This is a genomic window from Antarctobacter albus (assembly GCF_900101505.1).
Lineage (GTDB): Bacteria > Pseudomonadota > Alphaproteobacteria > Rhodobacterales > Rhodobacteraceae > Antarctobacter > Antarctobacter albus.
Map to the genome: position 1 here is coordinate 298553 of NZ_FMZI01000006.1, position 12064 is coordinate 310616.

The 12064-nt window shown below is 64.5% G+C and carries 8 protein-coding genes; 3 read left to right on the plus strand and 5 right to left on the minus strand.

Annotated elements, in window-relative coordinates; all coding sequences use genetic code 11:
• Positions 1-60: 60 nt before the first annotated feature.
• Together BLQ71_RS12870 and BLQ71_RS12875 are read right to left on the minus strand one after the other, a co-directional pair.
• Entirely contained in the window at positions 61-1422 is a 1362-nt protein-coding gene (locus tag BLQ71_RS12870) for an oligosaccharide flippase family protein (RefSeq protein WP_043140304.1), read from the minus strand.
• Positions 1419-2264, minus strand: a complete 846-nt coding sequence (locus tag BLQ71_RS12875) for a glycosyltransferase family 2 protein (protein ID WP_074622033.1) — start codon at positions 2262-2264, stop codon at positions 1419-1421. Before BLQ71_RS12875 ends, BLQ71_RS12870 begins: the two co-directional genes overlap by 4 nt.
• 175 nt (positions 2265-2439) lie before the next feature.
• Between BLQ71_RS12875 and epsE the strand changes: the two genes are divergently transcribed.
• Positions 2440-3669, plus strand: coding sequence for an exopolysaccharide biosynthesis GT4 family glycosyltransferase EpsE (epsE, locus tag BLQ71_RS12880; RefSeq protein WP_229754855.1), 1230 nt, complete (start codon positions 2440-2442; stop codon positions 3667-3669).
• A 33-nt stretch (positions 3670-3702) separates the two neighbouring features.
• Here epsE and BLQ71_RS12885 read toward each other — a convergent pair whose 3' ends face one another.
• From BLQ71_RS12885 to BLQ71_RS12895, 3 genes are all read right to left on the minus strand, one after another.
• Positions 3703-4890 carry a Hint domain-containing protein gene (locus BLQ71_RS12885; RefSeq protein WP_074622002.1) on the minus strand — a complete coding sequence of 396 codons (1188 nt, stop codon included), beginning with the start codon at positions 4888-4890 and terminating at the stop codon, positions 3703-3705.
• 99 nt (positions 4891-4989) lie between these two features.
• Entirely contained in the window at positions 4990-7917 is a 2928-nt protein-coding gene (locus tag BLQ71_RS12890) for a calcium-binding protein (protein WP_074622003.1), read from the minus strand.
• Between the two features lie 125 nt (positions 7918-8042).
• Positions 8043-9287: a hypothetical protein gene (locus BLQ71_RS12895; RefSeq protein WP_133066154.1), complete on the minus strand. Its 1245-nt coding sequence runs from the start codon at positions 9285-9287 to the stop codon at positions 8043-8045.
• A 498-nt stretch (positions 9288-9785) separates the two neighbouring features.
• On the opposite strand from BLQ71_RS12895, the gene BLQ71_RS12900 reads away from it, so the two are divergent.
• Positions 9786-11354, plus strand: a complete 1569-nt coding sequence (locus BLQ71_RS12900) for a 2-isopropylmalate synthase (RefSeq protein ID WP_069210451.1) — start codon at positions 9786-9788, stop codon at positions 11352-11354.
• A gap of 162 nt (positions 11355-11516) precedes the next feature.
• Entirely contained in the window at positions 11517-12026 is a 510-nt protein-coding gene (locus tag BLQ71_RS26015; RefSeq protein ID WP_043140295.1) for a methanogen output domain 1-containing protein, read from the plus strand.
• The last annotated feature ends 38 nt before the right edge of the window (positions 12027-12064 follow it).

Consider the following 12064-nt stretch of genomic DNA (forward strand, 5'->3'; position numbering starts at 1 on the left):
GAACTGGGTCTGGACAATGAACCAATCCTTTCGAAATTGTCGCCTTTCGGGACACCGGCCTTATCCACCCTGCTGTGACAGGTGCAGAATCGGACCCCAGTTCAACCAAATGGCGAGCCCTGCCAGAAACAGCCCGGCACAGGCAAAAACGACGTCGTGCAGCGCGTCCCAGGCGCCCATGCGGCGCGCCAGCCAGACCACCACCGGATAGGCCAGCGTAAAGGCCGCCGCCTGCCCGACAAGCGCCCCGATCAGCCCAGCCGCCTGCAGCCCGATCAGGATACAGCCCACCATCAGCACCGCACGGGCCAGCGCCAGGTAGAAGTACCGGCGCGAGTCCCCCGCCGCGAGCGCCGCCTGATCGTAGGTCATGACGATCAGCATCGGGATCTGCGCACAGGCCAGGACCACCGCTACCGCCCCCGCGGCGGCGTAACGCGCATCATACAACGTTTGTACCAGCCAAACGCCCATCAGGGCAAAGATTCCGACAAAGCCGATCAAGCCGATGGACACGGCAAAGCGCATCTTACGCAGTTTCAGGAAGTTCTCGCGGCTTTCCGTCGGTGGGGTTTCCCGGTAGACCGGGATCAGGATCTTGTGAGTCAGAAGATTTCCCAGCATCAGCGGGAAGGAGGCCCAGAAGAACCCGATGTTGTAGACACCGAAGGCATCCAGCGCGATGAACTTGCCGATCAGCATCTTGTCGGCCTGGGTAAAGAAAAAGCCGCAGACCGTGGCCAGGAACACCCATTTCCCGAAGGAAATCAGCTCGCGCGCAGCCGTGCCTTCCCAGCGCAGGCGGTTGGCCGGGCCGGGCAGGTAGCGCCAGTTCAGCACCACCTCGATCAGGGCGCCGATCACGCCCGAGATCACCAGCGCCCAGACCGAGCCCCACCACCAGGCCAGGGCCACGGCAACGGCGACGCCCGCCAGTTGCGTGGCCATGTCCAGGACAGTGACCCGGCCCATCAACAGGTGTCGGTTCGCGGTGATCATCCGCGTTGGCCTGAACCCGGTGATCAGCAGGGTCAGCGCCGAAACGGGCAGGACGTATGTCAGCAAAGGCTGGTCATAGACCCAGGCCATCGGCCAGGCCAATCCGCAGGCCACAAGCCACAGGCCGATGCCCCGTGCCACCTGTATCGTCCAGGCGGTGTCCAGAAAGTCCTGATCGTCACCGCGTTTCGACTGCATGATCGCCGGCGTCACGCCGACGTCCGAAAACTGGCCCAGCCCCATGAGAAAGACCATGACCAGCGCCATCAGGCCAAAGGCCTCGGGGAACAGCAACCGGGTCAGGATCAGGTTCGATCCCAGCCGCACCACCTGGCCAAAGCCAAAACTGCCCAGCGTGAACAGCGACGACCGCATCGCTCGCGCGGTGACGGACCCGCTTCGGAAGGCGTCCATCGCGCTCATCGTCCACGGCTCCAGTCCTGCCTGGCACGCGGAGTCAACCTTACCGCCAGCGCGACGCCCCCGTAGACCGCGAAGCCCAGCGGATCGCGCAGCGCGAGACCCAGCTTTTCCGACAGGGGAAAGCCTGGCTTGTCCTCGTTCCGGGTCAAGCCCGGGTAAAGCGCGGCAATCTCGTCCACGCCGGCGTTCTGCCGCCTGCGCACCTTGACCAGGTTGCGCCAACCCTCGGCGATGGGCCAGCGATAGGGGGCCGGCACGCCCTGGCGTTCACCCGGGCGGAATTGCAGCCGGACATAGATGTCGTCCGAGATGATCTCGGGGAAGGCGCCCCAGCGGGCCCGGCCCGCCGCATTCACCGCGAATAGGCCGCAACCCGGGACCACGTCCCGCATGAAGGGGACACGCCGCCAGATCCGCGCATAGGCCCGGCTGATCGCGCCCTCTGCGGCGATTTCGACCCGGCCGCTGGCATAACGCGGGGCATCCACGTCCAGCGCCGTGACCAACTGGGTCAACAGGTCCGGCGTCACGGTCACATCCGCGTCCAGGTAGATCCGGATCGCCCCGCTGGCCGCCGCGTCCCCGGCATTCAGCGCACCGGGCTTGCCGCCCGCCGGACGTTCGATCACCTCCAGATTCCAGCCCCGCGCCGCCATGCGCGCGGCGAATGCCCGGGCGAGTCCGGCCGTGTCGTCGCGGCAGCCATTGGCCACGACGATGACCTCGACCCCGTGATCGCCGGGCCCGTCAGAGGCCAGCAATGCTTCGAGGCAGCCGCCGATCAGCGCTGCCTCGTTGCTTGCCGGAAGAATGATCGAAACGCCCGCGTTCCGCCTCTGCATGGTTGTATCCATATCCCGCACTCACACCCGTACCACTGGGGCCACACATGAAAAAAATACACCTCGCCTTGCTCTGGAAACTGCTGCGGAACTGTGGCCAAAGCATGGAATCGATTAGGTTTGATAACGACGAACGCCCCACAAGAGGCGCGGCTGCCATCCATAGGATTATCAGGTGACGCAAGGCTTGCGTATAGGGTACATCGTCCCGCAATTCCCGGGACAGACGCACATCTTTTTCTGGCGCGAAATCCGCGCGCTGGAGGCGATGGGCCATGAGGTTCATGTATTCTCGACCCGCAAGCCGCCGCGCCGCCTGATTTCGCACGACTGGTCCGACCGGGCGATCGCGCGCACCACCTACCTGGGCCATGTCGATCCCCTGCCCGCCGCCGTGGCGCTGGCCAAGCTGAGCACAAGGGGCCTGCCCCTGTGGATACTGCGCGAGGGACCGGGATTCGCCCGGGACGCGCTGATCACAATGGCCGCCGCCGAACGGCTGCGGCGCGAGGCGGCGGCGCGCGGGCTGGATCACATCCATGCCCATTCCTGCGGGCGTGTCGCCCTGATCGCCTGTTTCGCGCACCTGATGGGCGGGCCTCGCTATTCACTGACCCTGCACGGGCCGCTGTCGGATTACGGCCCCGGCCAGCGGGTGAAATGGCGGCACGCCAGCTTTGCCACCATCATCACCCGCAAGATCCTGGCCGAGATCGAAGAGACCCTGGCCGGATCGCTGCCGGAGCGCCGGATCATCCGTCCGATGGGTGTGGACACCGAGAAACTGCAGCGCCGCACGCCCTACCAGCCACCCGAACACGGCCGCCCGATCCGCATATTCGCCTGCGGGCGCCTGAACGTGGTCAAGGGGCACCAGGACCTGATGGCCGCCACTCGCCAGCTACTGGACCAGGGCGTCGACGTGCGTGTCGAGATCGCCGGAGAGGATGACGACGGTGGCACCGGCTACCGGATCGAGCTGGAAGAGACGCTGAAGCGGCTGCGCCTGCAGGATCACGTCAAGCTTTTGGGGGCCATCGACGCGGGCGAGGTCAAGGACAAGCTGGAAGAGTCGCACCTGTTCGTCCTGGCCAGTTGGCACGAACCCCTGGGCGTCGCCTACATGGAGGCCATGTCGATGGGTGTTCCGACCATCGGCACCGACGCGGGCGGGGTGCCCGAACTGATCACCGACGGCTCCACCGGCTACCTGGTGGAGCCGAAGAACCCCGGGATGCTGGCCCGCACGATCCGCAGCCTGGTCGGCGATCCGGACGCGCTGATGCGCCTGTCAGAGGCCGGACGCCTGCACATCGTCGAGAATTTCCGCGCGTCGCTGGGCGCCGAGGTTCTGGTCGAAGAGATCGAGCGCCTGCGGACCCCGGCCACGGGCCCCGAGGCGTAAGGCGGGTTTCATCCACCCGCCCGTTTGCCCGGTTCAGGCCACAAGACGCTTGCGCAGCCTCTCCGGCACCTGCCGCCGCGACGAGATCCGCGCGCAGGCCATTTCCGGGATCACCCGCTCTGTCCCGTAGCGCTCCATGTAATCGGCAAAGTTGTCAAAGCTTCGCCGCCCCGCGTAATCGACATAGCTCTCGGCAGGCGCCCCCTCTGCCAGCAGGACCTCATGCGCCTCGGTCTCGACATGGTAGACGGTGTACCGCTCTCCCATCCGAGACAGGGGCACCTGCGCGATGCCCGCGCCATCCACCAGCGCCCCGGCGTTCACCAGCATTCCATCCAGATAAAGCGCGTGGTCCGCGGTCAACAGCAAGTCGCGCAACGGCAGGCCATTGCCCAGCGCACCGGCCCGGATGCGCACCGGCATCAACCGCTCGGCCGGTCCGAAGCGGGTCGAAACGGTGGTCCTGCCGACCCAGCGCACCGGCACATCGCGCCCGTCCAGGGTTCGCAACAGGTCACCCGGTGCCAGGTCCTCGACCGCGCGCGCGCCATCGGGGGTCGCCATCCCGGTCCCGGCCAGGAAACAGGTGATGCCGGCGTCCTGCGTGGCAAAGGTGGTGCCGCTGATATTCGGCGCCGCATAGTCCTGGTTCACGTCCGTGTGGACCCAGAAAGCCGGGTCGTCGATATCGGCGATGTCCGTACCGGCAAACAGCGCGTTCTCGTCATCCCCACTGTCGGCGGTGATATTGTCGATCACCGGGCTGGGATCGTCATTGGCAATGGCGATGTCGATATTCGTCCGGCTCAGCCCGGTTTCGGCAAAGTTCACGTCCCAGGCGCCACGGTTGGAAATCGCGGCAATCGCCTGACCGTTGGAAGAGGCGATGATATTGTCCGCCCCCGTGATCGACCACAGGTCGCCCGCCGCCGGGGTAACGGATCCGCCGGATGGATCCTCCAGCAGCGCAGTCGCCCCCTGGGCCCCTCCTACCCCTTCGGCGATCGTGACCCGGTCCAGCGGCGCCAGCCCGGCCGGGCCGACGGTAAAGGTGATCGTCGAATCCGATCCCGCCTCCGGCGCGTGCAGCACGATGACCTCACCTGCCGGGATCGGATGGACCGCGATGAAGGAAATCAGCTCGTGCGGATTGCTCGTTCCGTCGCCGTTCGGTCCCGTGAAATTTCCCGTGAAAAGAATGGCCCCCGTCGAAACCGCCATGTGATCTACCCCTTAACCTGTGCCGGATTGTCGAAATGTCGTCGGGCCGAGTGTGCCCCTTCAAAGGCGTTTTGACAATCGCGGCGCGGGCGATGGCTGTCAGCGGAGCAGGTCTGCCAGCGGGATCACGGTGTCGGGGGCGGCGTCAAAGACCACCTCTTCAATCCCTGCCATGCGAACGGGGCCGCTGTCGGCACGCGCAAGAACAGTGCCGTTTTCCCGTGTGAACTCATAGCCTGCACGCGTTCCAGTCAAGATCGCGCGATCCTGCCCAGGCCCCCCGTTCAACACGTCCGCGCCACCACCCGAGACCAGAACATCGTCCCCCGGCCCGCCGGTCAGATAGTCTTCCTGCGCGGTGCCCTGGATACGGCCCTCGGCGCCCAGCAGCCTGACACCGTTCAGAAAGGCGGCCTCGTCCCGCGCTTCCCAGCCGTTGGGGCCAGAGGCGTTGTAGGCCATCAGCATGTCCCAGCGCGGGTTCTCGTCCTCGAGATAACGCAGGGCGCCCCAGCTGCCCCACATGGACGAGGGCGCCACGTCCACGAATGCGTTGAACAGCACGCCACCGGCATCGACCCATCCGGCCAGGAGGATCTCGTACAGGCGCGCCATTTCGGGTGTATAGCTGAACACCTCGAAGAAGGCGGTCAGCCTTTCGTCATTGACCCGCGCGCCATGTCCCACCAGGTGCGTGCCGCCCTCGTACATGATCAGCCGCAGGTCATGCTTGCGGGCCACCCCGGCGTGATAGGGAAAGATCTCCTCGACCAGCTGCCGCAACGACCCTTTCTCCAGCGCCTCGGCCACGGGGGCGATGGCGGCCTCGAACTGGCGATCCTTGACGAATTCCCGCAGGGCGACCCGCTGCAGGCCCTCGGCCGCGCCCGCGTCCTGGGCAAGATCGGCGGCCGCATCCAGCCAGCCGTCCATGCGCTGCGCCATTTCCTCGCCGCCCATCTCGTAGCCGAAATAGCCGGTCACCGCGTAGGCGTCGAAACTGTCGACCGGCATGTGCCCCAGCCGCAGAAAGGCCAGGGGCGCCTGCAGGATCTCCTGTTCCAGCCCGGGCCAGCCGGTATGCGTCGCCACCACCCGCACCAGGCGATCAGTTTTTTCGCCGAAAACCTCGGTCCAGATGTCCATGACCTGCGCTGCCCGCAGCCCGTAGAATTGCGCCCATCCCTGGTCCGTCGCGCCCCAGAGCGCCTCTGCCTGGCCGCGCGCCCAGGCCGCCTGCGGGAAACCGGGGTTCCAGACCTCGTTGGACAGTTCGACATAAGCCCTCAGGCGGGGATCAAGGTCACGTTCGACGATCTCGGCAAAGCGGCGGACGTAATCGTCATCGGCCAGGTGGGGCATGTTGAACCAGGCATCCGCACCCACAAGATTGGCCAGCCGCACCATGACCTCGACCGGCACCCCCCATTCCGACCAGCTGGCCGTTGCCATCGTCGGCCGCGTGTCCCATCCCGTCACCGGAGAGCCGTTGGTGATCATCCAGTCCATGAAGCGCAACACGCGCACGTCCTCGATCCGGGCCAGGAAATCCGGGTTGAACAACGCCCCGGCGCGGTACAGCGCCTCGTGCTCTTCGCGCAGGATGACGATGTTGCGGATCGGGTCGGCGGGGTCGATCGCGGTGATCGACAGCGCCACCAGCCCCTCGCCCGGTTCATAACTGAAGGTCATGCGGCCCGGCTCGTTCCGAACGCGCCGGGCCCGGCCGACCAGCTTGAACTCGGCCTTGCCGTCATAGGTCAGGACATAGTCACCGCGCAGGGACACCGCGTCCCTGGGCTGGTTCGTCAGGATCACGGTTTCGATGGCGTCGACCCCTTCGGGCATCCGCAAGGGCCAGTCGTCCTCGTCCAGATGACCGCCGGCGCGCAACTCCTCGGTGCTGACGGCGCCCCATCGGTCACCGATGTTGCCGACCCAGCCGCGCGAGGATTTCATCAGGTCGAGAAAGGGATGCTGGGTCGACCAGTCGGAAATGCCGTTCAGGCCAATCCCCAGCGCCGGGGCACCCTGGGGCCTGACACCACGCGGCGGCAGCGAAATCGGCTGGCGTTCGGGCAGGTCCGGCGCACGGGCCTCCTCTGTCGGCGGATCGCCGGGCGCGGGGGCCGTGGCCTCGCGCTGCGGCACCTGTTGCCAGATCGCCTCTGCCAGTTGGGCATAGTTGGCCACCACGTCCGGATGCAGCGTCGCGGGGGGCAAGAACCCCTCCGGCGGCGGCGCGTCGTAGATCCAGGCATAGGTGACCATCGCCGCCAGCATGTAGAGCGTCGGCGTCCCGTGCGGCGCGTTATCGGTATAAAGCGCCTCTGCCGGCAGCCCCTCCAGCAGGCCGCCCCGCTGAAAGAACCCGGCCAGGATCGAGGCCACCGGGATCACCTCGACCTGCGTGTCGGGACGGGTGACGGACATCACGTTCAGCAGGTCGCGATACCACTGGTGGTATTCGCCCGCGTTGAAATCGTGATACCGGCGCAACTGCCGGTTCGAGGGCGGGAAGTTGCGCGAGAAACTGGCCATGTCCGACCAGCCCTCGTAGACAAACAGCCGCGTGCCCGGGCTGTTGACCTCGACCCAGTCAAAGATCCGCTGCAAGGCGCCCAGCGGGCTTTCCCCATCCGGATTGTCGCCGTCATAGGGCACGTCGGGCAACTGGTACTGGATAAAGTTCGCGGGCGTCGCGATTACCGCGTCGTAGCGCCCGTCGCGGAACGGCCCCTGCCCCGGCGACCAGGCGCCCTGCACCCCCGGAAAGGACCAGTTCGCCGTTGGCGGCAGGCTGTCGGCAAAGTTCCTGAGAAACCCCCATTGCCCGTCCAGAGCCAGCGACCGCCCATCCGCCCTCGCCATCTGGTTCATCCAGTGGGGAACGTTGGTATGGTCCGATGTCTCGCTCTGGTGATGGACCAGCGAGTTGCCAAAGACGTAGACGCGCGCCGAGTCCCGGCCCTGCGCCGATGCGGCCCCTGCATACAGCACCAGCAGTGCCGCCAGAATTCTTATCATGGCTCTGCCCCGATTATCTTGCCTCGGGGCAAGTATGCCTGATGTGTGCCACAAGGCAAACGCAGCATTGCAGGCGAACGGGGCGCCCAAGGGCGCCCCGTGGTTTCAGGCGGGAACGCGTGGCATCACTCTGCCGCAGCGTCTTCGTAGGTGCAGACCGTGCACAGTTCGTCCGCGCAATATCCGGGGATGCAGGCCGGACCCACGTAGTCCCCGGGCGCGTCACCGACACAGAGATATTCCGCCGTGAAGGTCGCCCCGTCACAGGTTCCGGATTCCAGGCATGTCTCGCCGGTCCCGGTCGAGAATTGCCACAACGCGCGGCTGGAATATTCCCCGCTGGGATCGCAGGTCGCGGTGTAGTTCTGCGTCACCGATTTCGACAGCGCCGAGGTGAAGGCGAACGAGGCCGCGTAGGACTGCGAGATCGAGGCCGAGGCCTTGACCCCGGTGCCCAGGATGGTCAGCCCCGCTTCCATCGATTCCGTGACCGTGATCCCCCATTGCTGGGTCGTGGTCCAGCTGTTGGTCTTGGTTGTCCCGACCGAAATTTCATGGCTGATCGGGCAGTTCTTGCCATCGCAGGAAATCACCTTTTCCCAGCGCCCGACGGTGTTCACCGACAAGGGCTTTTGCGCCTGGTAGTAGCAGCGCTTGCCGGTGTGGATCGGGTCGACCCCGAAAAAGTTGTTCTCGCAGGGGAAGGCATTTCCGGTGTGGTGGACGAACCGGATGTCATAGCGATCCTCGGCCCCGTAACGGACCATGACGACGTCACCCACGTTCATCTGGCATTCGCGGTCCTCGGTGGCGCATTCGATCACGTCGCCGTAGCCCAGGGTATAGGCATCACCCATCTGGCAGACCTTGTCGCTGCCCTTAACCGGATCGAACCCGAAATAATCGTTGGTGCAGGCGATCTTCTGGCTGTTTGATCCGCCAATCAGCGTGTAGGCCCACTTGCCCCCGGTGCCGTAGCGGACCCAGCGGAATTCCCCGTTCGGATTGCTGAAATCCTTTCCTTCGTCCGCGACCTTGGCAAAGGTTTCATCCGGCGGCACACCAAACAGGTTCTCGCGGATGTAGGCGCATTCCTTGTCTGTCCCGCGCGACGGGTCGCCCCAGAAGTTCTTGCAGGGAACCTTTTCCAGACCCTTGGTGATGAAAAAGGTGAAATCCTCGCTGATGCCGTAACGAGTGATGACCAGGTCGCTGGTCCCGGGTTCGCATTCCTTGCCCTCCTTGGCGCAATTCACCCATTGCTGGGACTGAACGCTGGCGTATTGCGTCACGCCATCGCTGTAGATCGGTTGCGCCGCGGCTGGCGACGACAGGCATAGCGCTGACAACAATAGAAAAATTCTGTTCATAACGAGGGCCTCCAAACCCGGGGAATCAACTTTTGAGGGTGCAGTGTTGAAGAAAATCCCCCTCAAGTGAATTCTTGACTTCTATTTTAAATAGCGAAACTTATAGACGAATCGTCTTTAGGTTGTTTTTCAGAGTGTCGAATTTTCCCGTCGAAACCGGGTTTTCATTTGGAATTTGCTCCGTATATTGGCCGTCATGATCACGACCCGCCATAACGCCCCTCAGACCCGCCTTTCGGCGGTCTTTGCGCTTGGCGCCGGTCTACTGCTAACTCGCCTCTGAGCGTGGCCCCCTCGGCGCGCGTGCTCAGAGGAGATGTGTGACGCGCCGGGACCTGCACGCACACGAGTTGGGACCTTTCCGATGACAGACACATCAGGCCAGAACCGGGGCCGTCATCCTTCCGCTTTCGCGGACCCGGCGCGCGTGCCCGCAGGTCACCCCCCAAGACAGTCCGGACCGCCCCGGCGGCCCGCCCGCATAGCTGAGGAAAGACCATGAGCACCGAAAAAGACCGCGTCGTCATCTTCGACACCACCCTTCGCGACGGCGAACAATCGCCCGGCGCCACCATGACCCATGACGAAAAGCTCGAGATCGCAGAGCTGCTCGATGACATGGGCGTCGACATCATCGAGGCCGGTTTTCCGATCGCCTCCGAAGGCGACTTTCGCGCCGTTTCCGAAATCGCCCAACGGTCCAAACAGGCCGTGATCTGCGGCCTTGCCCGCGCGCAGCTGCCCGACATCGACCGCTGCTGGGAGGCCGTCAAGAAATCCGCACGGCCGCGCATCCACACCTTCATCGGCACCTCGCCGCTGCACCGCGCCATTCCGAACCTCACGATGGACGAGATGGCCGAGCGCATCCACGAGACCGTGACCCACGCCCGCAACCTCTGCGACAACGTGCAATGGTCGCCGATGGATGCGACCCGGACGGAATGGGATTACCTCTGCCGCGTGGTCGAGATCGCCATCAAGGCGGGCGCCACCACGATCAACATTCCCGACACGGTGGGCTATACCGCCCCGGTCGAAAGCGCCGACCTGATCCGCAAGCTGATCGAAACCGTGCCCGGCGGTGACGAGGTGGTCTTTGCCACCCATTGCCACAACGACCTTGGCATGGCGACGGCGAACGCCCTTGCCGCCGTCGCGGGTGGCGCACGCCAGATCGAATGCACCATCAACGGCCTTGGCGAAAGAGCGGGCAACACGGCCCTCGAAGAGGTGGTCATGGCGCTCAAGGTGCGGGGCGACATCATGCCCTACTACACCGAGATCGACACCAAGAAGATCATGCATATCTCGCGCCGCGTCTCGACGGTGTCGGGCTTCCCGGTACAGTTCAACAAGGCCATCGTCGGCAAGAACGCCTTTGCCCACGAAAGCGGCATCCACCAGGACGGGATGCTGAAGAACGCCGAGACCTTCGAGATCATGCGCCCCGAGGACGTGGGCATCGCGGGCACCTCCTTGCCGCTGGGCAAGCATTCGGGCCGCGCCGCGCTGCGGGCCAAGCTCAAGGACCTTGGTGTCGAGGTCGGGGACAACCAGCTCAAGGACATCTTCGTGCGGTTCAAGGATCTTGCCGACCGCAAGAAAGAGGTCTTTGACGACGACATTCTGGCGCTTGTCACCGCAACCACCGACGGCGATTCGAACCGCCTTGAACTGGTGAACCTGCGGGTGGTCTGCGGCACCGGCGGTCCGGCCGAGGCGCAGCTTGAAATGGAAGTCGATGGCCAGGACCAGAGCGCAACCTGCCACGGCGACGGCCCCGTGGATGCCTGTTTCAAGGCCGTGCGCGAACTGCACCCCAACAAGGCGCGGCTGCAGCTCTATCAGGTGCACGCCGTGACCGAGGGCACCGACGCCCAGGCCACCGTTTCCGTGCGGCTTGAAGAGGACGGCATCATCGCCACCGGCCAGTCTGCGGACACCGATACAGTCGTCGCCTCCGTGCGTGCCTATATCCAGGCGCTGAACCGGCTCATGGTGCGCCGCTCCAAGATGGGACCGGGCGCCGACACGCGCGAAATATCCTACAAGGAAATGGGCTGACCCAGGCCCCGTGCTCCGTCGACGTCCCATTCGCCGGCGGAGCCCCCCCCAAATGAGCGAGTTGACGAGTCCGTGAGCGCGTGAACCCAGGTTAAAGATTTACTGCATTTTAACCTTTTTGATGTTCTGTTAACCGAGTTTATTCGTTTGCTGGAGGCCCCGATGGCCCCGACGCCCCCGAAGTCCGACATCGACGACCTCAATCCCAAGGGTTTCTTCGCGGATATCGTCGGGGCCTTGTCCGGCACCCTTCAGGAAGTCGTGGGCATGGATGAGGCTTCGGCCTTTGTCGCGCGTGTCGGCGACGACATGGGCCGCAGCATTGCCGACCGCTACCGTGATGATGACGGCGCACTGCCTGGTGAACCGGTCGAAATCGGCCGCATCCTGTGTGATCTCAAGCAAAAGATCGGCGGGCATTTCGAACTGGTCGAGGCAGGGCCGGACAAACTGGTATTCACCGCCTCCAGTTGCCCCTTTGGCAAGCGGGTCGAGGGCAGGCCCTCGTTGTGCATGATGACCACCAACGTTTTTGGCCGCATCGCTGCCGAAGCGAATGGCTATGCCTCGGTCGAGATCGACGAGGCACTGTCGATGGGACATTCCCGTTGCCATGTCACGGTCCACCTGGTCCGGAGCGAGGATGGCGACATCTACGAGTTTTTCGCATGAAGGGTCTTTTGCGCGCAAACAGCCAGGACCGGGGTCAG